23 protein-coding genes and 1 pseudogene are annotated in these 25,125 nt (G+C 62.4%); 16 read left to right on the top strand and 8 right to left on the bottom strand.

All coding sequences use genetic code 11. The features are described from left to right. Positions 1-37: 37 nt before the first annotated feature. Together NKI52_RS00310 and NKI52_RS00305 are read right to left on the bottom strand one after the other, a co-directional pair. On the bottom strand, positions 38-1,318 hold the full coding sequence (locus NKI52_RS00310; protein WP_352696749.1) for a GNAT family N-acetyltransferase: 1,281 nt from the start codon (positions 1,316-1,318) through the stop codon (positions 38-40). Continuing rightward, on the bottom strand, positions 1,318-2,718 hold the full coding sequence (locus NKI52_RS00305; RefSeq protein ID WP_352696747.1) for a lipopolysaccharide biosynthesis protein: 1,401 nt from the start codon (positions 2,716-2,718) through the stop codon (positions 1,318-1,320). Before NKI52_RS00305 ends, NKI52_RS00310 begins: the two co-directional genes overlap by 1 nt. Before the next feature lie 407 nt (positions 2,719-3,125). Here NKI52_RS00305 and NKI52_RS00300 point away from each other — a divergent pair, with 407 nt between their 5' ends. After that, on the top strand, positions 3,126-6,188 hold the full coding sequence (locus NKI52_RS00300; RefSeq protein ID WP_352696745.1) for an NB-ARC domain-containing protein: 3,063 nt from the start codon (positions 3,126-3,128) through the stop codon (positions 6,186-6,188). A gap of 248 nt (positions 6,189-6,436) precedes the next feature. Here NKI52_RS00300 and secA read toward each other — a convergent pair whose 3' ends face one another. Beyond that, positions 6,437-9,169: a preprotein translocase subunit SecA gene (secA, locus tag NKI52_RS00295; RefSeq protein WP_352696743.1), complete on the bottom strand. Its 2,733-nt coding sequence runs from the start codon at positions 9,167-9,169 to the stop codon at positions 6,437-6,439. A 252-nt stretch (positions 9,170-9,421) separates the two neighbouring features. Here secA and NKI52_RS00290 point away from each other — a divergent pair, with 252 nt between their 5' ends. After that, entirely contained in the window at positions 9,422-10,339 is a 918-nt protein-coding gene (locus NKI52_RS00290) for a peptidylprolyl isomerase (protein WP_352456658.1), read from the top strand. 43 nt (positions 10,340-10,382) lie between these two features. On the opposite strand, the gene NKI52_RS00285 is transcribed toward NKI52_RS00290, so the two are convergent. Continuing rightward, positions 10,383-11,039 (bottom strand): TetR/AcrR family transcriptional regulator, encoded by a 657-nt coding sequence (locus tag NKI52_RS00285; RefSeq protein WP_352677711.1) that lies wholly within the window; start codon positions 11,037-11,039, stop codon positions 10,383-10,385. A 109-nt stretch (positions 11,040-11,148) separates the two neighbouring features. Between NKI52_RS00285 and NKI52_RS00280 the strand changes: the two genes are divergently transcribed. Then, a complete protein-coding gene (locus NKI52_RS00280) occupies positions 11,149-11,385 on the top strand; it encodes a putative antibiotic biosynthesis monooxygenase (protein WP_352471336.1) in 237 nt (78 codons plus the stop codon). Positions 11,386-11,388: 3 nt separating this feature from the next. On the opposite strand, the gene NKI52_RS00275 is transcribed toward NKI52_RS00280, so the two are convergent. Beyond that, a complete protein-coding gene (locus NKI52_RS00275) occupies positions 11,389-12,615 on the bottom strand; it encodes a caspase family protein (protein WP_352696741.1) in 1,227 nt (408 codons plus the stop codon). A 180-nt stretch (positions 12,616-12,795) separates the two neighbouring features. On the opposite strand from NKI52_RS00275, the gene argJ reads away from it, so the two are divergent. The 7 genes and pseudogenes from argJ (at position 12,796) to NKI52_RS00240 (ending at position 17,182) form a co-directional block, all read left to right on the top strand. Further along, positions 12,796-14,037 carry a bifunctional glutamate N-acetyltransferase/amino-acid acetyltransferase ArgJ gene (argJ, locus tag NKI52_RS00270; protein ID WP_352696739.1) on the top strand — a complete coding sequence of 414 codons (1,242 nt, stop codon included), beginning with the start codon at positions 12,796-12,798 and terminating at the stop codon, positions 14,035-14,037. Continuing rightward, positions 14,037-14,816 (top strand): GNAT family N-acetyltransferase, encoded by a 780-nt coding sequence (locus NKI52_RS00265; protein ID WP_352570524.1) that lies wholly within the window; start codon positions 14,037-14,039, stop codon positions 14,814-14,816. Before argJ ends, NKI52_RS00265 begins: the two co-directional genes overlap by 1 nt. Then, complete coding sequence (locus NKI52_RS00260) at positions 14,813-15,235, top strand: (deoxy)nucleoside triphosphate pyrophosphohydrolase (RefSeq protein ID WP_023677979.1); 423 nt, start codon at positions 14,813-14,815, stop codon at positions 15,233-15,235. Before NKI52_RS00265 ends, NKI52_RS00260 begins: the two co-directional genes overlap by 4 nt. A 127-nt stretch (positions 15,236-15,362) precedes the next feature. Further along, positions 15,363-15,668 carry a hypothetical protein gene (locus tag NKI52_RS00255; RefSeq protein ID WP_023677980.1) on the top strand — a complete coding sequence of 102 codons (306 nt, stop codon included), beginning with the start codon at positions 15,363-15,365 and terminating at the stop codon, positions 15,666-15,668. 113 nt (positions 15,669-15,781) lie between these two features. Next, positions 15,782-16,533, top strand: a pseudogene (locus NKI52_RS00250) (IS5 family transposase). A gap of 11 nt (positions 16,534-16,544) precedes the next feature. Continuing rightward, on the top strand, positions 16,545-16,859 hold the full coding sequence (locus NKI52_RS00245; RefSeq protein WP_352646616.1) for a DUF6678 family protein: 315 nt from the start codon (positions 16,545-16,547) through the stop codon (positions 16,857-16,859). 143 nt (positions 16,860-17,002) lie between these two features. Beyond that, positions 17,003-17,182 carry a Flp family type IVb pilin gene (locus NKI52_RS00240; RefSeq protein ID WP_352453066.1) on the top strand — a complete coding sequence of 60 codons (180 nt, stop codon included), beginning with the start codon at positions 17,003-17,005 and terminating at the stop codon, positions 17,180-17,182. Positions 17,183-17,232: 50 nt separating this feature from the next. On the opposite strand, the gene NKI52_RS00235 is transcribed toward NKI52_RS00240, so the two are convergent. Continuing rightward, positions 17,233-18,105 (bottom strand): methyltransferase domain-containing protein, encoded by an 873-nt coding sequence (locus NKI52_RS00235; protein WP_352577157.1) that lies wholly within the window; start codon positions 18,103-18,105, stop codon positions 17,233-17,235. Positions 18,106-18,159: 54 nt separating this feature from the next. Here NKI52_RS00235 and NKI52_RS00230 point away from each other — a divergent pair, with 54 nt between their 5' ends. From NKI52_RS00230 to NKI52_RS00215, 4 genes are read left to right on the top strand one after another with little or no spacing between them, the layout of a single operon-like run. Then, on the top strand, positions 18,160-18,960 hold the full coding sequence (locus NKI52_RS00230) for a ComF family protein (protein WP_352570523.1): 801 nt from the start codon (positions 18,160-18,162) through the stop codon (positions 18,958-18,960). 28 nt (positions 18,961-18,988) lie between these two features. Next, a complete protein-coding gene (grxC, locus tag NKI52_RS00225; protein ID WP_352491813.1) occupies positions 18,989-19,258 on the top strand; it encodes a glutaredoxin 3 in 270 nt (89 codons plus the stop codon). A gap of 10 nt (positions 19,259-19,268) precedes the next feature. Then, on the top strand, positions 19,269-20,135 hold the full coding sequence (locus NKI52_RS00220; RefSeq protein WP_352696737.1) for a carbon-nitrogen hydrolase family protein: 867 nt from the start codon (positions 19,269-19,271) through the stop codon (positions 20,133-20,135). Beyond that, positions 20,132-20,557 carry a DUF1178 family protein gene (locus NKI52_RS00215; RefSeq protein ID WP_352696735.1) on the top strand — a complete coding sequence of 142 codons (426 nt, stop codon included), beginning with the start codon at positions 20,132-20,134 and terminating at the stop codon, positions 20,555-20,557. The genes NKI52_RS00220 and NKI52_RS00215 overlap by 4 nt, the downstream gene beginning before the upstream one ends. A gap of 114 nt (positions 20,558-20,671) precedes the next feature. Here NKI52_RS00215 and NKI52_RS00210 read toward each other — a convergent pair whose 3' ends face one another. Beyond that, positions 20,672-21,472 (bottom strand): SDR family NAD(P)-dependent oxidoreductase, encoded by an 801-nt coding sequence (locus NKI52_RS00210; RefSeq protein WP_352696733.1) that lies wholly within the window; start codon positions 21,470-21,472, stop codon positions 20,672-20,674. A gap of 179 nt (positions 21,473-21,651) precedes the next feature. On the opposite strand from NKI52_RS00210, the gene NKI52_RS00205 reads away from it, so the two are divergent. Both NKI52_RS00205 and NKI52_RS00200 read left to right on the top strand, forming a co-directional pair. Next, positions 21,652-22,872, top strand: coding sequence for a winged helix-turn-helix domain-containing protein (locus tag NKI52_RS00205; protein ID WP_352621692.1), 1,221 nt, complete (start codon positions 21,652-21,654; stop codon positions 22,870-22,872). A gap of 9 nt (positions 22,873-22,881) precedes the next feature. Further along, complete coding sequence (locus NKI52_RS00200) at positions 22,882-23,535, top strand: Vgb family protein (protein WP_352621693.1); 654 nt, start codon at positions 22,882-22,884, stop codon at positions 23,533-23,535. 62 nt (positions 23,536-23,597) lie between these two features. On the opposite strand, the gene NKI52_RS00195 is transcribed toward NKI52_RS00200, so the two are convergent. After that, positions 23,598-25,091 (bottom strand): FAD-dependent monooxygenase, encoded by a 1,494-nt coding sequence (locus NKI52_RS00195; protein ID WP_023675145.1) that lies wholly within the window; start codon positions 25,089-25,091, stop codon positions 23,598-23,600. Between the last annotated feature and the right edge of the window lie 34 nt (positions 25,092-25,125).

Here is a 25,125-nt window from a genome sequence, read left to right as displayed (position 1 = left end):
AGAGACGGACGGTCGGGCCCACTTTGGACCCCATGCACTAGCGCCGGCGCAGCAGGCTCCTCATCCGGTTGCGCAGCAGGCGCGCCATGTTGCGGGTTTCGCGGTAGAGGTGAAGCTGCGACGCCGCCTGGCGGGCGGGGCGGTCGGCATCCGGCGTCAGCCCGATCACCAGCGTGCCCATCGGCTTGCGTTCGCTCCACAGCCGGCTCATCACCGGATGGTCGGGCACCGCGCAGGAATCGGTCATCATGATGTTGGGGTCGTCGAGATGCTGCCTGGTCACCTCGATCATCAGCAGCGTGCCCGGCGAATAGGCGGCGAGCGTCTCGTCATAGGCGGTCTTCCAGGTGTAGGCGACGCCGGCCTCGACGAAGACGACCAGGCAGGCGATGGTGCGGCCGTCGAGCGTCAGCGAATGGATGCGGCAGAGATCCTGCTCGGCCAGCCGGTGCACCGCTTCGCGGGCGAAGGCGGCGCGGTAGCGGTCGATCGCCATGGCGGTGCGCTCGCGGCCTTTCCAGCCGGCTGCCTCCAGCGTCAGGAAATTTTCGATGGCATGGCGGATCTCGTCCGGCCCGCGCGCCACCACATGCTGCAGCCGGCCGAGGTCGGCGAGGCGGCGTTTCAGGCGACGGAACTCGCGATAATGGTGGGCGCGCAGCGAGGCCTTCAGATATTCCTCGCCGTCGAGCGCGCTTTCGAGCACCGGGCGCTCGGCCTTGCCGGTGGTGACCAGCGTCAGGCCGCGCGTTTCGGCGACGCTGGCGAGCAGGCTCGCCACCGGGCCGTCCAGCCTTATGTCGGGCAGCACGAAGACTTTCGGCAGCTTGAGATGCGGCCTGGACAGCATCGAGAAGAAATCCTCGATCACGCCGATCGGATCGTCGCGGTCGACCAACGGCGTGCCGATCGGGCCGAACGGGCTCGACCAGGTGCGCATGACTGGAACCCCGAGCGGCACCATCGGCCGCTCGACCGAGAACGGCACCAGCAGGCGCAGCCGGTTGCGATACTGGTCGCCGTCGCGGATGACGGCCAGCCGCACCTCGCGGTCCTCCAGCCTGGGCATGGCCGGCGCCAGGAAGCGCGGATTGAAGAAGACGTTGGGCTCGATCGTGCGGGTACAGAGATAGTCGAGCTCCTCGACCAGGTCGAAGCCGGCGGAGGCCGGATAGATGGCAAGCTTGCGCTCGGGCCGGTTGTTGGCAAGGATCTCGACATGGGCGGGATCGGCTTCACGGGCAAGCCCGGCAAGGCCGGACACCATGGCGCCGGCCGGGCCGCCGCTGGTTTCCTCGAGCAAGGGGACGGCAGCCATCAGGCGGCTCCTTTGGCGGGCACGAAAATGACCATGGCGATGCCGAGCTTGCGCCAGACCGTAAAGGACAGCGCGCCGGCCTCGAAGATCATGGCGAAGACGGTGGCCATCGCCGCGCCCCACAGACCGAAGAGCGGGATCAGCACGACGCTAAGCGCGATGTTGAAGGCCAGCGTCATGGCATAGACGGCGGCACAGATGTTCTGGTTGCCGCTCATGGTGAGCAGGCTTTCGCAAGGGCCGACGGCGGCCCGCGCGACGACGCCGAACACCAGCAGGAACAGCAGCGGATAGCCGGCGGAAAATTCCGGGCCGAACAGGGTCAGCATCGGCTCGCCCAGCGCCAGCACGAGCAGCGCCATCGCCAGCGACGGCCAGAAGGTCCACGACACGGTTTCGCGGGCGAAGGCGGCGAGCTTGTGCGGCTCGCCATGGGTGAACTGCGCATAGCGCTGGGCGACGCCGGCCTTGACGGCGAAATAGACGAAATGCACCAGCGCCAGCGTCTTGACGGTGGCGAAATAGACGGCGACGTCGTTGGGATCGAGATAGGCGCCGACCATCAGCACGTCGGCATTGGTGAGCAGGAAGAAGAAGCTCTCGACCAGGAAGATCGGCAGCGAGACGATGAACCATTGGCCGAAATGCAGCTTCATCGGCCCGGCCGGAATTCTTTTGTCGATGCGCGAGGTGACGCCGACGAGCTGACCGAGCGTGGTGGCGTAGGTGGCGGCGATCGCGGCGAAGATCGCCGTTCTGGCATCGGGCGCGTAGCCCGCCAGCAGCATCAGCGCCATGAACGCCAGGATCAGCAGCGGCCGCACCAGGAATGTCGGCGACAGCGCAAACAGCGCCCAGGAATTGGCCCGCGCCAGCCCTTGCAGCAAGTCGGACATGGCGATCATCGGCAGGCAGATGATGCCGAGGATGAACGGCACGACATAATAGTTCTCGATAAAGGGCGACAGTAGCCAGACGCCGAGCGCGCCGAGGCCGGCGATCACCGTCGAGGCAACCAGCACGAACAGCCGGCTGGCCCGCACGATGCCGCGCAATTCGGCCATCATGCCGCGCTCGCGATATTCCGGGATGAAGCGGATGACGGAGGTGTGGAAGCCGAGGCAGGCGAGATTGCCGACGATGACCATGGTCACCCAGACGAGGACGAAAATGCCGTATTCGAACGAGCCCATCCAGCGCGCCATAAGGACCTGGCTGACGAAGGCGATGACGGCGCTGACGATGCGGACCGAAAAGGCGATCAGCGACATGCGGCCGGCCTCGCCGCGCGCGCCGGCGCTGAACAGGACGGCATCGATCAGGCCAAGCAGCGGCCTTATGCGCAGCGCAAGGCGCTGCGGCAAGAACCGCCCGGCTGTCGTCGCCGCGGAAAAGCGCACCCAATACTCTCCGTTTTCCGCCAATTTACAGGGGTTGGGTGTAGCGGAGACACATTAAGAAACGGTTGGGTGGGGGGCGTTGCTCGGGCATTGGCATGCCAGTGACATTGACGAATGGCAGGCGACGGAATTGCGGTGCTAACGGGGGCTCGGCCTGCAGGGCTTGTCTGTGCTCCCAGTAATCCCGATAGATGACCTGGCGCTGCCATGCTCTCGCACGGAACCACGTTCGCCACCTGAAGATGATCTGGGGATAAAAAAAGCACTGCCAGCTGCTCGCGCACCCCGTATGGGATACTGAAAAGTTTCGGATCGAACCGCGTCAAGCAGAATTCATTGCCAATAGCTTCAGAATCGTGATTGGCTTGAAATTCGATGTCATTTGTCGACGGGCATAGGGGGCAATTTTGCTGGAGTTGGGGGATCACTATTTCTTTGACGAAGACGCGCTTCTTGAGAGGCTCACAAACGGGGCGGTCGCGTCAAAAAGAGAGATCGTGTTTGTTCTTGGCGCTCCCTTGACCGCACCAAGCGGGGAGGAGGCGCGCGGAGTCGCCGGGGTATCAAAGGTTGTTGAGCTGATACGGGGACAGTTTACCTCCGATGTGAAACAACTATCAGAATTCGACCGCCAAGTTCGGGACAGCGAGAACCGTTATCAGGCGGCGTTTCAATTCTTGCAAGGCAGGCGCGGACAGGACATCGCAAACCGAGTTATTAGGCAAGCGGTGGTTGGCGCCTACAAAGGACCTGATGCTGCTGCAGTCGTGGAGAAGCTGGCTGATTTGAAGGACGACCAACTCGTCCACCTTGATGACAACGTTGACGGATGGGTGCTCAGTCCAGGCGTGCAAGCTTTGGGGGACCTACTGTCTAGCCAAGACGCACCATTTGGAAATTTGGTTGTGACGTCAAATTTCGACCCCCTGATCTCAGTGGCAATAAAGCGTTCTGGCGCCGCCGCATGGAGAACGGCGATTCATACGGACGGTGACTTCAGCCAGAGTAAAGCCAGCGGTTACCAAGTGCTGCATATACACGGCTACTGGTACGGTACAGATACTCTTCACACCGGTAATCAGTTAATTCAAAAAAGGCCGTTTCTACAGAATTCGTTACTTGGATATCTAGCCAATAAAACCGTAGTCGTTTTGGCATATGGCGGATGGAGGGATGTTTTTACGGCATCTATTGAAAACATCGTTGGAAATTCCGATTCCTTTCCCGAGATATTATGGGCGTTCCATGATTCTGCTCCGGCCATCAGCTCGCACCTAAAATCGGTTCTTGATCCTGGTTTGGCTAGAAATCGCGTGACACTGTACAGCAATATCGATTGCCACGCCTTTCTTCCGAAATTAGCCAAGTTTTGGCAGGGCCGAGTTACTGTCACGCAAGCTCGAAGTAGCCAACCTGCAGTTGCTGCTAGGCCGGATAAGCCAAAATTTAAGCTCAAGGATCTTGAATGTGACCGGCCACCGAATTTTGACGCATGGGTAGGAAGGGAGCCAGAGCTTCGGGCGCTTGAAACCACCAACGCAAAGGTCGTGGCAATATGTGGTATTGGCGGTCAGGGAAAATCGACACTCGCTGCCAAATTCCTGCATTCGGTATCGCGTGGCGATACAGCCTTTCGTCACTGGGATTGGCGAGACTGCAAGGAGGAGGGGGACCGAATTCGAACTCAGATAATCGCGGCGATTGAGCGAATTTTGAACGCAGAAGATTACGAAACTCCTCTCGACACTGCTACAGACGCTGAGTTAGTAGATCTTTTTATAAGAATTTCATTCGACCTCTCGCTGGTTTTTGTATTGGACAATGTAGATTACTATGTTGATTTGGAAAAATTGCAGTTTGTTGGTATATTAAATAATCTTGTTAGAGAATTTTCTAGCTCAAATACATCAAGTAGACTCATAATAACTTGTAGACCGAAAGTTAGTTACGATCTAGCGAGTGTAATCACGCTTGCGCTGGGAGGCATCTCTCTAGAGGAGACGCTTGAGCTTTTCCATCAGCGTTTAGGGTCAACCTCCGTGCCAAAGGAGGATATTGAAGCTGCCCACCAAATGACTGATGGTCATGTATTTTGGCTCGATCTCTTGGCAGTGCAGGTCGCGCGTGTTCCTGGGGCCACGTTGAGGAAATTGATCGAGGATATTAGAAGAGAACGTGGTGGAACCCCGGATGTACTGTCCTCTATTTGGGGAACTCTGGCGGACCGGGAACGCACCGTTCTGCGGGTAATGGCAGAGGCGATGCGTCCGGAGACTGAAGCAACGATAGAACAATTCATATCGGCCCAGATAAATTATAAGAATTTTCGGAGAGCGATGAAGTCGCTAATTTCTTTTAACCTAATAGTGGTAAAGCCAGAAATAAATTCGCCAGACTTATATGATCTCCATCCGCTTGTCAGGCATTTTGTTAGGAAGACGTTTGATCGACCGGAAAGGTTTGGAATTATTCAAACGGTGATCAATCAATATGTCGTAATAATCCGTGGGTTGGAGTCCCTTCTGGGTGTTTTTTTGCCATTGCCTCTTCTAGAGCGTTGGTCTCAGAAAGCCGAACTTGAGATTGAGGCGGGGCTGTATGACGATGCATTCAACACATTAGCCAGCGCTGAGGATGCTTTAATAGGTTCAGGCCATTCCGAGGAATTCATCAGAGTCGCCAAGAAGCTTTTTGAGGCGATTGACTGGATGGTTGCTGCGGCCACAATGAAGCACTTTGATGGTGTGCTGGCAGCGCTAATTAGCTGTTTGGACCAGAGCGAGGCTTTCTTAGATGCAGACGACATGCTGGAGAGGTACGGGCGAACGCTAACATCAAAAACAGCGAGATATATTAAGTACTGTGACGTGATGGCTTATTCTTTGTGGCAACGGCATAAACATGCAGAGGCAATTGAATGGGCAACAAAGGGGCAAGATCTTAAGGACTCTTCTACTGTTGACACTATTTATGATTGCTCTCATACCTTGGCTTTGGCGCAGAGAGATGGTGGGGAACCGGAAAAGGCGCTCGAATTCTTTGTGAAGTCCTATGACATTTCGGATCTTGTGAATCCTACAAACGATACAGCTTCCGATGAGCCTACAGTTTTAGGGAATGTTGGCCGCTGCCTTCAGATGATAGGAAGATATCAGGATGCATTGGTCTGCTACAGAAAATCGGCTAAGGCCCTAGAAAGCGACAATAGTAGGCATCACATCAGCAACCAAGCGTATGCCAGACAGTGGATTGGCGATACTCTTGCTTGCTTGGGCAAGAGAGACCTAGCCTACTGTTTTTATGCTGACGCAGAAGAGTTGACCGCCAAATTCGCACCGGGGAGGTGTCGGCGCATCGTTCACGAGAAGGAAGCTCTTTTTCCATCAGGCACCGAGCCTGATATTCCTCATTCGGAATCAAAGCGCCGCGTGGAGGCTTGGATCGCAGGTCGTTCACCCTTGATAGCGTAGTCCAAGTTCCGGGTTCTGTGCAGCAGATCACTGGTTCGCCTAATACACGGCCGATGTGCTCAACGATTAATACCACGCGCCCTGTAACCGCGAGCAAATAACGAACACCGGCGGGACAGCGCCCCCCTCTGGCCTGCCGGCCATCTCCCCCTCAGGTGGGGAGATCGGCTAGTCGCAAGCGCCGGCGTTGCCCCTTATCCGCCCTTCGGGCACCTTCTCCCCGTGAACGGGGAGAAGGAAGGTGGCGCTTACGCAAACGCCCCGTGGCAGTGCTTGTACTTCTTCCCGGAACCACAGGGGCAGGCCTCGTTGCGGCCGACCTTGCCCCAGGTGGCCGGGTTCTTCGGGTCGCGGTCTTCGGGGGCGACGATGGCATTGGTCTCCTGGCGGACCAGCACGGCCGTCTCGCCGCCTTCGAAATCGTCCTCGCCGGTGAAGCCGTCGATGTGGCTGCCGAACATGTCGGGCGCCTCGGGCGGCGGCGCATCGGCCGCCTGGCGGACCAGCTCGACGCGCATCAATTGCGCGGTGACGGCCTGGCGCAGATTGCCCAGCATCGCCTGGAACAGCTCGAACGCCTCGCCCTTGTACTCCTGCAGCGGATCGCGCTGGGCATAGCCGCGGAAGCCGACGACCGAGCGCAGATGGTCGAGATTGACGATGTGCTCGCGCCACAAATGGTCGAGCGTCTGCAGCACCACGGAACGTTCGACATAGGTCATCACGTCGGGGCCGAAACGCTCGGCGCGCTCCTTGGCGGCGGCGTCGGCGGCCTGGCTGACGCGCTCGCGGATGTCGTCCTCGGCGATGCCTTCTTCCTTGACCCAGTCCTCGACCGGCAGATCGAGATTGAGGAATTCGGCGATCTCGGCCTTGAGCCCGGCGACGTTCCACTGCTCGGCATAGGCGTTTTCGGGAATGTTCTTGGCGACGATCTCCTCGATGACGCCTTCGCGCATCTCTGTGATGGTCTCGGACAGGCCCTCGCCGTCCATCAGCTCGATGCGCTGTTCGAACACCACCTTGCGCTGGTCGTTCGAGACATCGTCATATTTCAGCAGGTTCTTGCGGATGTCGAAGTTGCGCGCCTCGACCTTCTTCTGCGCCTTTTCCAGCGCCTTGTTGATCCACGGATGGATGATCGCCTCGTCTTCCTTGAGGCCGAGCTTCTGCAGCATGCCGTCCATGCGCTCGGAACCGAAGATGCGCATCAGGTCGTCCTGCAGCGACAGGAAGAATTTCGACCGGCCGGGATCGCCCTGGCGGCCCGAGCGGCCGCGCAACTGGTTGTCGATGCGGCGCGATTCATGGCGTTCGGTGGCCAGCACGTAGAGGCCGCCGGCGGCGAGCGCCTTTTCCTTCAGCCGGGCGATGTCGTCGCGGATTTCCTTTTCCCTGGCCTCGCGCTCGGGGCCGGCCGGCATGTCGCCAAGCTCCTCGGCGATGCGCATGTCGGCATTGCCGCCGAGCTGGATGTCGGTGCCGCGGCCGGCCATGTTGGTGGCGATGGTGATGGCGCCGGGTTTGCCGGCCTGGGCGACGATCGCCGCCTCGCGCTCGTGGTGACGGGCGTTCAGCACCTCGAAATCCTTGAAACCTTCCTTGCGCAGGCGTTCGGCCAGCTGCTCGGACTTCTCGATGGAAGTCGTGCCGACCAGCGTCGGCTGGCTCTTGGCGCGGGCTTCCTTGATTTCCTTGACGATCGCCTTGTATTTCTCCTCGACCGTCCGGTAGACCTCGTCGTCTTCGTCAATTCGGATGACCGGCAGGTTGGTCGGGATCTCGGTGACGTCGAGATTGTAGATGTTGGCGAATTCCTCGGCCTCGGTCAGCGCCGTGCCAGTCATGCCGGCGAGCTTCTTGTAGAGGCGGAAATAGTTCTGGAAGGTGACCGAGGCGAGCGTCTGGTTCTCCGGCTGGATCGCCACATGCTCCTTGGCTTCGAGCGCCTGGTGCAAGCCCTCCGAATAACGGCGGCCGGGCATCATGCGGCCGGTGAACTCGTCGATGATGACGATCTCGCCGTTGCGCACGATGTAGTCCTTGTCCCGCTGGAACAGCCGGTGCGCCTTCAGCGCGTTGTTGACGTGGTGGACGATGGCGACGTTCTCGACGTCGTAGAGCGACTCGCCCTTGAGCAGGCCGGCATCGCGCAGCATGTTCTCCAGCTTCTCGGTGCCTTCCTCGGTGAAGATCGAGGTCTTCTGCTTTTCGTCGATCTCGTAGTCCTGCGGCTGCAGCTGGATGATGAAGGTGTCGATGGTGTTGTACATTTCCGAACGGTCCTCGAGCGGACCGGAAATGATCAGCGGCGTGCGCGCTTCGTCGACCAGGATGGAATCGACCTCGTCGACGATGGCGTAGCTATGGCCGCGCTGCACCATCTGGGCGCGCTCGTATTTCATGTTGTCGCGCAGATAGTCGAAGCCGAGCTCGTTGTTGGTGGCGTAGGTGACGTCGGCGGCGTAGGCGACGCGGCGCTCCTCGTCGGACAGGCCATGGACGATGACGCCGACCTTGAGGCCGAGGAATTTGTAGACGCGGCCCATCCATTCGGAGTCGCGCGTGGCCAGATAGTCGTTGACGGTGACGACATGGACGCCATTGCCGGCGAGCGCGTTGAGGTAGACCGGCAACGTCGCCACCAGCGTCTTGCCTTCGCCGGTGCGCATCTCGGCAATGCCGCCATTGTGCAGCACCATGCCGCCGATCAGCTGCACGTCGAACGGCCGCATGCCGAGCACGCGGCGGGCGGCCTCACGCACGGTGGCGAAGGCCGGCACCAGGAGGTCGTCGAGACTGGCGCCGTTGGCAATGTCCTGGCGGAATTTGTCCGTGCGGGCCTGAAGCTCGGCGTCGGAAAGCGCCCGCATCTCGTTTTCCATGGCATTGATCGCCTCGACGCGCGGCCGGGTCGATTTGACCCGACGATCGTTGGAGGAGCCGAAAACCTTACGGGCGAGACCGCCGAGACTGACCATCCAATGGCCCTTTCGATAGCATTCCAAGTCATTGCGACGGGCGCCGGCTGGCCCCATCAACTCCACGTGAACGCGGACAAACGCAAAAAGCGCCCGGAAAACGGTTCTGGACGCAAAGTCGTTGGACAGATAAGAGGGGGCTCATTCGATGTCAACGCCGCGCTCGCCCTGTCGACCGCGCCAAATTCCGCCACAATCTTGCTGGTCTGGAAGCCATTCCGCTCTAGCTACCCCGCTTTGGAGATAATCGTAATGTCAGTATTGTTCCGCCGCGCGTCGCTCGCCAGCCTTGGTCTGGCATTCGGGCTGTCGGCCCTCTCGCTATCGCCGCTGATGGCACAGGAAGCCGCCCCTGCCCAGCCGGCAGCACCCGCTCCGGCGGCCAAGCCGGTCGATCCGAACGCCGTGGTCGCCACCATCAACGGCCAGACGCTGACCGAGGCAGACCTTGGGCTTGCCGAGGGCGAGCTGTCGCAGCAGTTCGCGCAGCTTCCGCCCGAGCAGCGCCGCGCCGCGGCGCTGTCGGCGGCGATCGAAATCCGCGTAATGGCGGCTCAGGCGGTGACCACCGGCCTCGACAAGGATCCCGACTTCCAGCGCCGCATGGCCTTCCTGCAGCAGCGCGCGCTGCATGGCGAAATGGTCGAGAAGGGCGTCGTCGACAAGGTTACCGATGCCGAGGTCCGCGCCCGCTACGACCAGGAAATCGCCAACACGCCGCCCACCAATGAGGTGCACGCCCGTCACATCCTCGTGAAGACGAAGGAAGAGGCAGACGCCATCATCAAGCAGCTCGACGGCGGCGCCGACTTCCAGAAGCTTGCCAACGAGCACACCAGCGATCCGAGCGGCAAGACCAGCGGCGGCGATCTCGGCTGGTTCGGACCTGGCCAGATGGTGCCGGAATTCGACAAGGCGGTGTTTGCGCTGGCGGTCGGCAAATATACCGACCAGCCGGTGCAGTCACAGTTCGGCTGGCATGTCATCAAGGTTGAGGACAAGCGCACCAAGCAGCCGCCGGCGTTCGACCAGGTCAAGGACCAGGCGCGCCAGGCGGTCATCCGCGACAAGTATTTCGCGCTGGTCAAGTCGCTGCGCGCCAACGCCAAGGTCGACATCCCCGATGCGAACCTGAAGAAGACGGTCGACGCGCTGGAAAGCGCCAAATAGGCCAGATTGGGCTACAACAGGGCGCGCTGCCGCCCTGTCGCTTCTATTTGGTAGGGCGAGCGATGATGCGTCGACGCCGCCGCCGGACCGCCGTGGCGTCGCCGGCATCGTCAGCGACGATGCCTTTCAAGACATAGCCGACCGCCCTGCGCAGCGTCGCTTCGTCCTCGTCCAGGCGGTTCGTCAGAAGATGCGTCCAGGCGAACGAGGCGATCAGGTCGGCGACGACAGTGGCATCGACGTCGGCAGCTATCTCTCCCCTTGCCTTGGCGCGTTCGACCATCTGGCCGGTGTGGATGCGACGCCCTCTTGCGTATTCGGCGAGGGCGGCGGCGGCTTTTTCGTCCGACTGCGCCTCGGCAATCAGCGATCGGAACACGCTGCCCGACGATGTGTCGCGCCAATGCGCGAACAAGCTCTTCAGGAAGCCGACGAGATCCTCCGCAAGGTTCCCGGTATCGGGATTGTCGACGCGCTTTTGCCGCTGGTAAACGTCGAGCAGCAAGGCGGCCTTGCTTGGCCACCAGCGATAGATCGTCGGTTTTCCGGCGCGTGCGCGGCGCGCCACCGCCTCGATCGAGAAGCCGGAATAGCCGGCTTCGACCAGTACCGCCTCGGCGGCATCGAGAATGGCATCGGCGCTTTCCGGGCTACGCCGTGCGCCAGCCGACTTGCGCCCGGGATCGGTGATTTCGCCCATCTCTTCTTCCTTACCCGCGATTTCAGCAGCCATCATATACAACTCTTGACGAAACGGAACGATCCGTTTTATATGTAACGAAACGTTCCGTAACGATAAGGAGAGTTTGATGAACTCGACCGCCGTGACCCGCTTTTCGCGCCTGCGCTTCGCCCTGCTGGTGCTGCTCGGCGTGTATCCGCTGATCACTGCCATTCTGTATGTGGTTTTTCCGCTGACGCAGGAATGGCAAATCTGGCAGCGCACGCTGGTCATCGCGCCGCTGATGGTCTCGATCATGATCTGGGGGCTGATTCCGGGCGTGCAGCGGGCGTTTCGCGGGTTCATCAACCCAGCGGTCCGCTGATGTTCATTCCAGCGCTTGCGACGTTTCCGAGGCAATGCGCCACGCGCCATCGGCCAGCACGAGTTCCAGCGTCACCCGCGCCTTGCCGGTCAGCCGCTGCGCCGATTTGTCTTTCGGCACATAGTCGTAGCGCATGGCGAAAACCACGTCGGCACGGTCCTGGCCGTGCGGCGTCACCTCAAGGCTGCCGGGTTCGAGACCGAACGACCACGATGCCCATTGCGCGAACCAGTCGGTCTTGACCTTGACGATCGCCTCGCTGTCGTAGCGCGTGCCGTAGATGGTGGCCGACGAACCGTAAAGCCGCTTGACGGTTTCGCGCATTCTCCTGGCATCAGGCGCCAGATAGTTTTCGCGCAAGAATTTTTCGATGGCACCCTCGTCGCCGACGGAGCGTTCGAGCGCAGCCACCTGCGACGCGGGAGCCGGGCTGACGGCCGGTTTCGGTTGCTGGGCAGTGTCTGCGCCCGGAACGAATTCGAAACGCTCGAGCAGCGACCCCTGCTCCCAGGGACGCTGCGCCTCGCGCGTTGCAGAAACGACGTCGCGGCGCACCGCGATCATCATGTCGTTGATGCTCTGTCCGGGCTCGGCCATATGCCGCAAAAGTGCCGCCGCAAAGGGCGAGTTGCGCCCCGTCCCGTCCATTGCGACAGCGCCGGGCGCCGTCGAGAAGGCGATGAACGAGCCGCGCGTCGATTCGAACTGGGCGAGGCCGGCGAGAGCCGTCGCCGAGCGCGTCGTGGCGCTGCGGCTGAGGCTTCGGGCAAACGGGTTGTTGCGGCAGGCATCGAGAAAGACCAGGCTGACTTTGGTCTGCTGCTCCATGATGTCGAGGACCTCGTCGATCGGCACCGCCTCGAGCTGCAGCTTGACCGGCATGTCCAGCCTGGCGTCGACCGGCACGATGAAGTTGCGCCCGTCGACTTGCAGGCCATGGCCGGCATAGTAGAACAGCCCGGCACCGGCGCCTTGCAGCGCATCGGAGAATTCGCCGATCTTGCGTTCGAGCTCGCGCTTGCCGAGATCGTTGCCTTCGATCACCTCGAAACCGACGGCGCGCAGCTTGTCGGCGATGTCGAGCGCATCGTTGACGGGATTGGCCAGCGTGCCGGCTTCGGCGTAGCTGCCGTTGCCGACCACAAGCGCCACGCGCCGCGCCGTCTGCGCATCCGCCCGCAGCAGCAGAAAGCCCAGAAACGCCAGTGCCAAGACCACAAGCCTGCCCATGGGGCAGGATCATAGCGCTATCGGTCGCAGCGACACCAACAAATTTGCAACAGCCTGCTTGCTGCCGCGGCAGGTGTCAGGCGTCCGGCACCCGTAACGGCTGTGAATACGCCTTGCGCCGGCGCGTGCTATCGGGCAAACCGGCGTTCCTTTCGCGATTTTTCCCGCCCGGGGTCTTCCATGTCCACACAGGTTTCGCCACTCGCGCCGAAGAAATATGCCAAGATGCCGGCCATCGAGGGCGTGCGCATCGCCACCGCCGAGGCCGGCATAAAATACAAGAACCGTACCGACCTGCTGGCCATGGTGTTCGACGCCGGCACCACGGTCGCCGGCGTGTTCACCAGGTCGAAATGCCCGTCGGCGCCGGTCGACTTCTGCCGGCAGAACCTCACGGCGGGCAAGGCGCGCGTGCTGGTCGTCAATTCCGGCAACGCCAATGCCTTTACCGGCCAGAAGGGCCGCGCCTCGACCGCACTCACGGGCGAGGTGGCGGCGAAAGCGGCCGACTGCACAGCGGGCGAGGTGTTCCTGGCCTCGACCGGCGTGATCGGCGAGCCGCTCGACGCCGGCAAGTTCAGCCATCTGCTGGCCGCGCTGGTCAAGGACGGCAAGCCGGAATTGTGGACCGACGCCGCCAAGGCGATCATGACTACCGACACCTATCCCAAACTGGCGACCGCGACGGTCAAGCTCGGCGATGCCGACGTCACCATCAACGGTATCGCCAAGGGCGCCGGGATGATCGCGCCCGACATGGCGACGATGCTTTCCTTCATCGCCACCGATGCGCCGATCGCAGCACCCGTGCTGCAGGACCTCCTGTCGCGCGGTACGGCCAAGACCTTCAACGCGGTTACCGTCGATAGTGACACCTCGACCAGCGACACGCTGCTGATGTTCGCCACGGGTGCTGCCGCCAGGCGCGGCGCGCCGGCAATTTCCGACCCCAAGGATGCGCGCCTCGGCGCCTTCCGCCGTGCCCTCGGCAAGGTGCTGAAATCGCTGGCACTGCAGGTGGTGCGCGACGGCGAGGGCGCCCGCAAGCAGGTCGAGGTCACCGTCACCGGGGCCAAATCGGCCCGCTCGGCCAAGCGCATCGCGCTGTCGATCGCCAATTCGCCGCTGGTCAAGACGGCAGTCGCCGGCGAGGACGCCAATTGGGGCCGCGTCGTCATGGCCGTCGGCAAGGCCGGCGAACCGGCCGACCGCGACCTTCTGTCGATCTGGTTCGGCGACAACCGCCTGGCCTATCAGGGCGAGCGCGACGCCGCCTATTCCGAGGAGGCGACTTCGGCGTATATGAAGCGCGACGAGATCCGCATCCGCGCCGATATCGGCATCGGCCGCGGCAAGGCGACGGTGTGGACCTGCGATCTCACCAAGGAATATGTCGCCATAAACGGCGATTATCGGAGCTGATGGCGTTGGCTTCCAGACATCCGGCAAGCGTGTTGGCGATCGTGCGCCGCTATGAGGCGGCCGGATTTCGCGCCTGGCCGGCGGCCGCCGTCCATTATGACGGCACCTGGGTGGTGCGGCTGACGGCCGGCCATCCGGCCAAGCGGCTGAATTCGGTCAATCCGCTCGATCCGGGCGACATCCAGCACATTGCCGAGCGCATCGGTCGCGCCAGCCGTCGGTTCGACGCCTATGGCAGGCCGCTGACCTTTCGCATCTCGCCGCTGTCGGGGCCGGATCTTTCGAAGTACCTCGACGGCGAGGGCTGGAGCATATTCGCGGAGTCGCTGGTCATGCGGCTGCCGCTGGCGGACGCCACGCTCGACGACGCCATGGACCAGATTCCGTTGAAGGACATCAGCCGTTTCATCGGCGCGGCGCTCAAGGTGAGCGGCTCGGATGTGTCGCTGCGGCCGGGCCTGTCGGAGATCATCGGCGCCATCCAGCCGGAGGCCGGGCTGTTTGCGCTGGAGGCCGGCAGCGAACCGCTGGCAACGTTGATCTGCGTGCATGACGGCGACCTTGCCGGCCTGTTCGAGATTGCCACCGACAGGTCGGTGCGCAACCAGGGCCATGGCCGCCATCTCATCCGGTCGGCGCTGAAATGGGCGCGGCTGCGCGGGGCGCGGGAAGCCTGGCTGCAGGTCGAGGCTGACAACGCGCCGGCGCTGGCGCTCTACCGTTCGCTCGGATTCGACGAAGTCTATCGCTATCGCTATCGCCGGCCACCCGGCGCATGAGCGGCTTGGATACGATCGGCAAACGCCTGCTCCTGGTCGCGGCCTGCGCGCTGGTCGATGCCGACGGGCGCGTGCTTTTGGCGCAGCGGCCCGAAGGCAAGCAACTCGCCGGCCTGTGGGAGTTTCCGGGCGGCAAGGTCGAGCCCGGTGAGACGCCGGAACAATGCCTGATCCGCGAATTGTACGAGGAGATCGGCATCGAAACCGACATCCCTTGCCTGGCGCCACTCACCTTCGCCAGCCATTCCTACGATGATTTTCACCTGCTGATGCCGCTGTTCGTCTGCCGTCGATTCCGCGGCATTGCCCAGCCGAAGGAAGGCCAGGTGCTGAAATGGGTGCGGCCGCGCCAGATGCGCGATTTTCCAATGCCGCCGGCCGATGCCCCGCTGATCCAGTTCCTCATCGATCTGCTGTAACGGCCGACCTGCCGTAAATCGGGCAGCGCCGCAACGCGCTGGCAGCAGCGTTAATGAAAGATTTATCTGACCGTGAAAAATTGACGCTAGGCGGTTACGCCGATTCCACCGCTGGGGAGCGATTTGCATGAGCCTTGAAAAGGACTGGGACTCGCCTTGGCCCGACCGCCTTCCTGGCGCCGCCAATGCCGGCATGGGAATATTGCGCATCGCCCTCTTGTTCGGCTCGGCCGCGGTGGCTCTGGCCTTGATCGCGACGCCCTACCTCGACAGCCGGACCCGCTCGCAGTTTGCCCGCGACGGGCTTGATACGATGAGCACCGGCTCGATCGGCCAGCGCGACAGCTATACGCTACGCAAGAGCGTGCTGCAGCCGCTGCCCAGTTCGGTCTGCGTTATACGGGCCGATGGCAGAAGCAGCGGCGACTGCTGACTCCTCAACAGATCTCCAGGATTCGGCTGTTTCCTAGGGCCAAAACCCAATCAGCCCCTTGAAGGGAGGGCGCTTTCCTGATTCACCAGCGGGTGTGGATCAGGAAGAGCAGTATGGCTTTGTTTTGGCTATCGGACGAAGCATGGGCAACGATCGAGCCGCACTTGCCCAAGAACCAGCGTGGTGCGCGTCGCGTGGACGATCGTCGGGTGATTTCGGGTATCCTGCACGTGCTGAAGGTGGGTTGCCGCTGGTGTGATTGTCCTGCCGATTATGGTCCCTCGACCACGGTTTACAATCGCTTCAACCGCTGGTCGCGACGAGGCTTCTGGCTGAAGATGCTTGATGCGCTGGTTCAGGCCGGCGCAGTGACGAAAAGCACCGCGATCGACAGCACCTACGTCAAAGCCCAGCGGGCGGCATTCGGCGCAAAAGGGGGCGCCAAGCGCAGGCCATCGGCCGTTCGCGCGGCGGTTGGACAACTAAGGTCCATGCACTCACAGACGTCGTCGGCCGCCCCTACGCGTTGATGTTGACGGCAGGAAACGTCAGCGACGTGAAGGCAGCGCCAGCCCTACTCGAACGCGCTGGCCCGATGCGCTACCTATTGGGCGACAAGGGCCACGATGCGGATCGACTGCGCCGTTCACTGCGCGAGGGAAAGACTACGCCGGCAATCCCGGGACGGCGCAATCGAAAGAGAGCAATCCGTTACGACCAAGAGCGATACCGTGGACGACACTTGATCGAGAACGCCTTCTGCCGCCTCAAGGATTTCCGCCGCATCGCCACCCGCTACGACAAACTCGCCACCAACTTCCTGTCTGGGGTGGCATTGGCTACCATGATCTCGTTCTGGCTTTGAGAGGCGACGAAATGCTCAATCCGGCGATGAACAACACAAAATGGGATGAGCTTCGGCTAGAAATGTACGCGCTCACGCCGCCACCATCTTGGAGCACGCTTTCCACAAACGGCTACCACTCACAGCCCGACCGCGAGTGGTTCTACCACTTCAGGGAGGGCGGATACGAATCCATCCTTCACTTAGACATTCAGGTCGAAACGCCCGCCCAGCGAGAACTTGTCCGCTCGGCTCTCAAGAAGGTGCATGTGCCCGGCGAGGAAATGCCTGACGGCTTTCGCGTGTTCGGTTATCTTCAGGATGGTCAGGCCGCCGAGTTTATATGAGGTCTTCGTTGCTGACCTGATCGAGTCTGGACCCTAGAATGCAGCTGGTTCCTAGAATGCAGCTGGTTCACCGCGCGTTAAGCCTGTCGCATTAACCTTTCTTAACGGGTCGGCGCTAGGTTCGGGCAAGAGGGATGGCGCCCATGAAAATCTTGCTGCAACGATTTTTAGAAGACGAGAGGGGTGCGACGGCTATCGAATATGGTTTGATCGTCGCCGTGCTGTCGCTTGCCATTGTCGCGGGTATTGGCCAGGCTGCCGGCGCCATTCAGTGGTTGTTCAGCGACAACAGCAGCAAGCTTGCCAACGCTTTTGCACAGTGACCGGCTTAGCTTTTGCGTGGGATACGCTTGGCTTTTGCGCAAGGATCCGCTCAGGGGCCGCCGGGGTTTTCCAGGATTGTCTTCAGCGATATTTTTGCGGAGCCCGGCTTCAGCGGCTTTTGCTGAGAGGCATCGGGCGCCCAGCCTGACATCCAGACCACCGAGAAACTCGCCCTGACGCGGCCATCGGCATCCGAAAACCGCTCCGCATAGATTTCGGCGGCGCGCGCGAACAGCGCTCGCGTGCCCGGCCGCCTGCTGCGGTCGACAAGCGCGCTGGTCTCGCCCATAGCGCGCAGGTCGGCGACCAGGCCAAATAGCGAATCGTAGCGCACCGTGATCGTCTCGACGTCGGCAACCGGCAGTGCCAGGCCGGCGCGCTGCAGCAGTGCGCCGGCGTCGCGGACGTCGGTGAACGGGATCACACGCGGGCTGGCGCCGCCATAGAGCTCGGTCTCGGCGGCAAGCAGGCTTTCGCGCAGTTCGGAGAGCGTGCCTGTGCCGGCGAAGGCGCCAAGGAAAAGCCCGTCCGGCTTCAGCGCCCGGCGGACCTGCACCAGCATGCCGGGAATGTCGTTCATCGCCTGCAGCGACAGCAGCGACACTGCGAGGTCGAGGCTTTCCGGCTCGAATGGCACGGTTTCCAACGGCGCCAACAGTCCTGGCTGGCCACCCAGGAAAGCGGCGTCGGCCTCGACGCGCACGTTTTCCGTCACCTTGCCGCTTTCGGCGAGCACCTCTGCTGCAGCCGGCGTCTGGCAAAACAACGAGGCCGCCTTGCCGAACCTGCGTTCGACGGCGCCGAGCCGGTCGGCAAGATCCTCGGCCGCCCGCCGCATGAGGAAATCCGCGCCGGCGATGGGGCGGGCCAGTGCCCGGCGCTTGCGCGCCAGCCAGAGCGAGGTGTCAATTACAGGCTGCAATGGGCAGGTCCTTGTGCTTCGCTCTCTGATATAGTGATGCGGAGGACCAACCACGTGGCCGATCCCATGCCAGAGATCAAGCGTAGTGCGATCAAGAGCATTGCCCGCAAGGCATTGGGCTGGCCAGCGCGCCTCTTGTTCCCGCCGGTCTGTGCCGGCTGCCGCCGCCATGTCTCGCAGCCCGGCGTGTTGTGCGGCGCCTGCTGGCCGAAACTCAGGCTGCTGGAACGGCCGTGGTGCCCGGTGATGGGCACGCCGTTCACCCACAATATGGGTGAGGGTTTCCTGTCGGCGGAGGCGATAGCCGACCCGCCGCCGTTCGAGCGCGCGCGGGCGGCGGTCGCCTATTCCGGCGTTGCCCGCCAGATGGTGCAAGGGCTGAAATACCAGGACCGCACCGATCTGGCGCCGTGGATGGCGCGCTGGATGCTTCGCGCCGGTGCCGAGCTCATCGCCGAGGCCGACGTGGTCGTGCCGGTGCCGCTGCACTGGCGGCGTTTCTTCCGACGGCAGTTCAACCAGTCGGCGGAACTGGCGCGGGCGGTGGCGCAGCTCGGGGAGCGGCCTTTCGCGCCATCAGCCATCAGGCGCGTCAAACTCACGCGCCAGCAGGTCGGGCTTGAGCGGCGGGAACGCGAGGAAAATGTTCGCGCCGCATTCAAAGTGCCTGATGAGGCGGAGATCGAAATCGCCGGCCGCCGGGTGCTGCTGATCGACGATGTCTACACCACCGGCGCCACCGTCCGCGCGGTCGCCAAGGCGTTGAAGAAGGGCGGTGCCGGCGCGGTCGACGTACTGACCTTTGCGCGTGTGCTGCCGGGGGACTTTCGGGCCGACGAATCGGCGCCTATATAGCCTAGGAACGAGGCAGGATTGCTGACCGATGGTCGATGTGACGATCTACACGCGGATGATGTGCGGCTATTGCACCGCGGCCAAGCGGCTGCTCGACAGGAAGGGTGTGACCTACACCGAGCACGACGCCTCGTTCTCGCCGGAGCTGCGCCAGGAGATGATCTCCCGCGCTCACGGCCGTTCCACCTTTCCGCAGATATTCATCGGCGACACGCATGTCGGCGGCTCTGACGATCTCCACGAATTGGAGGCGGAAGGACGGCTGGACAAATTGCTCGCCAACGGCTCGGCCAGATAAGGACATGACGATGGGTGGTTTCAAGGCGGCGGCGATCCAGATGCGTTCGGGAACCAGCCCGGAGCGCAATGCGGTCGATCTGGAACGGCTGGTGCGCGAGGCGGCAGGCCTTGGCGCGACCTATATCCAGACGCCGGAAATGACCGGCGCGCTGATCCGCGACAGCCAGGCACGGGCTGCTTCCTTCACCTCCGAGGACAAGGACATCGTCGTCTCGACGTCGCGGCGGCTGGCCAAGGAGCTCGGCATCTTCCTGCATATCGGCTCGACCGCCATTCTGCGCGTCGACGGCAAGCTCGCCAACCGCGCGCTTTTGTTCGGGCCGGACGGCGCAATCCTTGCCGTCTATGACAAGATCCACATGTTCGACGTCGATCTCGACAATGGCGAGAGCTGGCGCGAATCCGCCGCTTATAAGCCGGGCACCGAGGCTGTCGTCACCGAAATCGAGGGCGCGAAGCTAGGCTTTGCCGTCTGCTACGATCTACGCTTTCCGCAGCTGTTCCGTGCCGAGGCGCTGGCCGGCGCCGATCTGCTCTCGGTGCCCGCAGCCTTCACCCGCCAGACCGGCGAAGCGCACTGGCACGTGCTGCTCAGGGCGCGTGCCATCGAGAACGGCGCCTATGTGGTTGCCGCCGCGCAAGGCGGCGTGCACGAGGACGGCCGCGAAACCTATGGCCATTCGCTGATCGTCGATCCCTGGGGCCGCATCGTCGCCGAAGCCGCCCATGACGAGCCGGCGGTGATCGTCGCCGAGATCGACCCGGCGCAGTCAGTCGCTGCGCGCAAGAAGATACCGAATCTCAAAAACGCACGCGATTTTGCCGTAAACGCCGGTTCGGCGGAGGCGCCGCGTCTCAGGGGTGCCGCCTCTTGATCCGCTTTTCCCTGCTCTGCGAGCACGAGCACGAATTCGAAGCCTGGTTCCGCAGCAACGACGATTTCGACACCCAGAAGAGGCGCGGTTTCGTCGATTGCCCGGCCTGCGGCTCGCACAAGGTCGAGAAGGCGCTGATGGCGCCTGCCGTCTCCACCGGGCGCAAGCGCGAAAGCATCGCGCTGGCCATGGGCGAGGCGCAGAAGCAGGCGCTGGCGCAGCTCAAGGCCATGGCCGACAAGGTGCGCGAGAATGCCGACTATGTCGGCGACAAATTCGCCGAGGAAGCGCGCAAGATCCATTTCGGTGAAAGCGATCCGCGCGGCATCTATGGCGAGGCGACGCTGGACGAGGCCAAGAGCCTGGCCGAAGACGGCGTCGAGTTCTTGCCGATTCCAAGCTTCCCCGACGACCGCAACTGATCCGTCAACCTGCTCCAGACATAGCGAGGCATCTCTTCGCCAGGCAGCGCCGTGAAGGTCGGGGCGGCGCCGAAGGGCGGCGATGCCGCCACCCCCGCACAGGCGTCTACAGTTTCAGGCCGAGCAGCAAGGATGGGGCTCGCGGGCAATCGTTTCGCTGCTTCTTTCATGCCCACTGCCTGACGGGCTTGCTTCACTTGACGGGCTTGCTTCCGCATAGGCTGCAAACTGGCGTTCAAGCGCCTTGACTGCACTGCTGCGCCAGCCCTCCGCCAGGGATTCCGACATGGGATCGGGGAAGATTTCCTCTTCGCCGTTCTCCACGCCGTTCAGGATTGCCCGCGCGACAGACTCCGCAGAGGCCTTCGCAATGTCCAGGCCCCGTGTCATGTCCGTGTCGACCGGGCCGGGAAGGACCCTGTGGACGCTGACACCCCGTCCGGCCAAAAGGGTGCGCAACGACTGCGACAGCGAGAACGAGGCCGCCTTCGAGATCGAGTAAGCCGGACTGAACGGCACGGCGGCAATCGAGGCCAGCGACAGAATGTTGACGATGGCTCCCCGCGACCGGGCCAGCAACGGCAGCAGAGCCTGGGTAACGTCGTACGAGCCGAAGAGGTTTACGGCGAGCTGTTGTTCGAGCACACGACGGTCGCTGAGGTCATCGAAGGGCGATACGCCGGCGTTGTTGATGAGGATATCGAGGGCATCGATCTTCTCGACCGCCTCCCGGATCTGCGCAGCGTTGGTCACATCCATGGTCAGGGACGTCACACGCCGGTCCGGGTGGGCCATGGCTTGGCGGGTTGCGGCATAGACGCGCTTTACGCCTCTGCTCAGGGCTTCCTCGACCAGTGCCCGACCGATGCCCCGATTGGCTCCAGTCACCAGGATGGTTGAACCTTCGATCTTCATTGCGTCTCTCCTAGTGCTTATCGTTGCGTTCGAGCTAGTGCACAATCTAGCCGCGACTCAAGGTTGGCGCGCCGCAACTCAGGTTGGCTACAGTCACCGTTGTCGATACGACTGGTTAGTGAGATGGACTTAGCGCCGGATGTCGAAGCCGTGGGAGTGACAAGTGTGACGGGATTCCGATGGACTCGCTGATCACGGCGGCGGCGCATGCGCTCGCGGCGGGCGATCCGCTCGGCGCCTTGAAGCGGGTTGCGCTGCGCGACGATGCGCCGGCACTGGCGTTGCGCGGTATCGCGATGGCGCAGCTTGGCGACCTGGTTCGGGCGAAGGTTCTCCTCAAGAGGGCGGCGCGCGCATTCAGCCCGAGGGAGGCCGTGGCCCGCGCGCGGTGTATCGTCGCCGAGGCCGAGATCGCGCTCGTCTCGCGCGACCTTACCTGGCCGGCCAAGGCACTCGACGCCGCACGGGCGACGCTTGAAAAGCATGGCGACCGCGTCAACGCCGCGCATGCGCGCAACCTCGACGTTCGGCGCCTGCTGCTGATCGGCCATCTCGACGAAGCCGAGCGCAGGCTGGACGGCTTCGATCCCTCGCCGCTGCCGCCGGCATCGCGGGCCGCCCACGAGCTGGCTGTCGCCGGCATCGCCATCCGCCGCTTGCGGACCGGCCCTGCGCGCGCCGCGCTTGGCCTGGCGGCGCGGGCGGCGCGCGCGTCCGGCATCCCCGCGCTGATCGCGGAGGTGGAGAGCGCATCGCTGGTGCTGGACACGCCGGCCGCACGCCTTGTCGCGCGTGGCGGGGAACGGCCCCTCCTGCTCGACGAAGTCGAAGCGCTCCTGGCGTCGGGGGCGCTCGTGGTGGATGCATGCCGCAATGTCGTGCGGGTCGCAGACACGGTCGTCTCGCTGGCGACCCGCCCGGTGCTGTTCGCGCTGGCCCGCGCGCTGGCCGAAGCCTGGCCGGGGGACGTGGCAAGATCGACGCTCATTGCGCGCGCTTTCCGCGGAAAGGACGCGGACGAATCACATCGCGCACGGTTACGGGTCGAAGTCGGGCGGCTTCGCGCGGAGCTTCGGAGCTTGGCGGATGTGAGCGCGACGAAGCGGGGCTTTGCGCTGGCCCCGCGCCGCGCAGGTGAGGTCGTCGTGCTGGCGCCACCCGTCGAAGAAGAGCATGCCGCCGTGCTCGCCTTCCTCGCCGACGGCGAGTCTTGGTCGAGTTCGGCCCTGTCGATTGCGCTTGGAGCCAGTTCGCGTACCGTGCAGCGAGCGCTCGAGCAGCTCGCCCAGGCCGGCAAGGTGCAGTCGTTCGGCCGCGGACGGGCGCGTCGCTGGATGACCCCGCCGCTGACGGGTTTCCCGACAATCTTGTTACTCCCCGGCCCACTGCCGGGCTACTAGGATGGAATCATGGAACGATCCGCAGCCGAAATCCTTCGAGAATATGGACCCTTTCCGGGTGTCGACCACGTGGACGGCGTTACCTTCGACGGTGAGCATGTCTGGTTTGCCTCAGGCGACAGATTGAACGCCTTCGATCCGGCGAGCGGCAAAGTGGTGCGCTCGATCGACGTCGCGGCACACGCCGGAACGGCCTTCGACGGCCATCACCTCTATCAGATCGCCGAGGATCGCATCCAGAAGATCGATCCGAGGAATGGCCGGGTGCTGGCGTCGATCCCGGCGCCTGGCAATGGCGGTGATTCCGGGCTCGCCTGGGCCGAAGGAACGCTCTGGGTCGGGCAGCATCGGGGCCGAAAGATTCATCAGGTCGATCCCGAGACAGGGGCAATCCTTCGCACCATCGTTTCCAACCGCGTCGTAACCGGGGTCAGCTGGGTCGACGGCGAGCTGTGGCATGGCACCTGGGAGGGCGAGGAGAGCGATGTCAGACGGATCGATCCTGAAACGGGAAAGGTCCTTGAGAAGCTCGATATGCCGCCGGGAACAGGCGTGTCGGGGCTCGAATCCGATGGCGGTGACCAGTTTTTCTGTGGCGGCGGAAACAGCGGCAAGATCAGAGCTGTTCGCCGGCCCAAACGAGGCTCTGCGACCAGAATCTGAGTTTTTGCCCTCCGTAGCCGTTTGATTTCGGGACCATTCGAGCTAACTGGTTTTTGCGGTTTTTAGCCCGGTGGTCCGAACCAGGTGTTCATCGCGTCTTGAAGACCATCCTGCGTCCTGTCGCCTACCCAAGCAACATATCCATCGGGTCGGATTAAAACTGCGGTTGGAGCGGAGACCAAACCTAGCGCAGGCAACTCCCATGGATCGTCCCATTTGGCGTAAACCAACTTAATGCGGTCTGACCACGGCTTGATGTCGAGGCTGCCCGGCGCGTCGAGATTCAAGAGCACTGGCCGCGCTTTTTGGAGGAGCGCAAATACGCGCATGGGACCATCAGGCGTGGCCAGGTCGAGGTCAGGAATGCGGCGGCCGACCAGCGGATGCCCCTGGCCGAGGTCGTAATGGATACCAAGTCCGGACATCTCGGCAGCGATCCGTTTGCGAGGCTCCTCCATCCCAAGGAGCTCTGATACGATTTCACGCAAGGCTTCAGTGCGATCATCAGTACGTTGCAATGCGACCTGTGCCATTGTCGTACGCAACACGCGGGCCGCAACCGGATGCCGCTCGATGTGATAAGTGTCGAGCAAGCGTTCAGGCGATGTTCCTTTCACCACTTGGGCCAACTTCCAACCGAGGTTCACCGCATCCTGCACACCGATATTGAGGCCTTGTCCGCCCACCGGGGAATGCACATGGGCGGCATCGCCCGCTAGGAGAACCCGGCCCTTGCGGTAAGCCGCCGCCTGCCGCGACATGTCCGTGAACCTGGAAATCCAGGTTGGGCTATGGATTCCGTAATCTGTTCCGCATGCGGCGACGAGCGCTTCGCGGAGATCGCGCAGCGTGGGCTCGGTCGTGGCGCCGACATTCTTTTCAGTGACCATGACGCCTATGGGACCTTTATCGGCAAAGACGACCTTGCCGTCACGAATTTCGTACTCTTCCCTGCCGAAGGCATGGATGCCAAGTGCGGTGCGATGAATGCCCAGTGGCGGCTCCTCCGCCATCTCGGCCTCGGCGAGGATGCTGCTGGTCGTCGCATCCCATCCTCGAAACTCAATGCCAGCAGCTTTGCGGACCAGACTGCGGCCTCCATCACACCCGACGAGATAGCTTGCCCGCAGCGACGCACCATCGGACAGTTCGATGGTGACGCCGGCGTCGTCCTGCACGAAACACGTTAATTCACGGGCGCGATAGATCGGCACTGCCAGCTCGCTGACCCATCCAGCGAGAATGCGCTCAATGTGTTTCTGTCTCAGCGCCAGCCCGTAGTTGTGGCGGGTCGGAAAATCGCTGATGTCTAAACGCATCGCCGCGAATCCCGTGACTTGGGCTATTTGTCCTTCGGCGAGGAACCGGTCCGCGATGCCGCGCTGATCGAAAACTTCGAGAGTGCGTGAACTCAGACCTCCAGCACGCGAACCGGCAAGCTCTTGGTTCGGGCGGCGTTCGACAATGGCTACGTCGATGCCTGCCAACGCCAACTCGCCTGCCAGGGTTAGGCCCGTCGGACCTCCTCCGGCAATCACGACTGCATGTTCTGTCATCGGCAAACTCCTCTGGCAGTTACGACTCCCAATG

Origin of the sequence: Mesorhizobium sp. M0590 (assembly GCF_040320905.1) — a bacterium.
In the GTDB taxonomy this organism is placed as follows: domain Bacteria; phylum Pseudomonadota; class Alphaproteobacteria; order Rhizobiales; family Rhizobiaceae; genus Mesorhizobium.
Note: the sequence above shows the minus strand (reverse complement) of the source record. Positions and strands in the feature narration are given on the sequence as shown.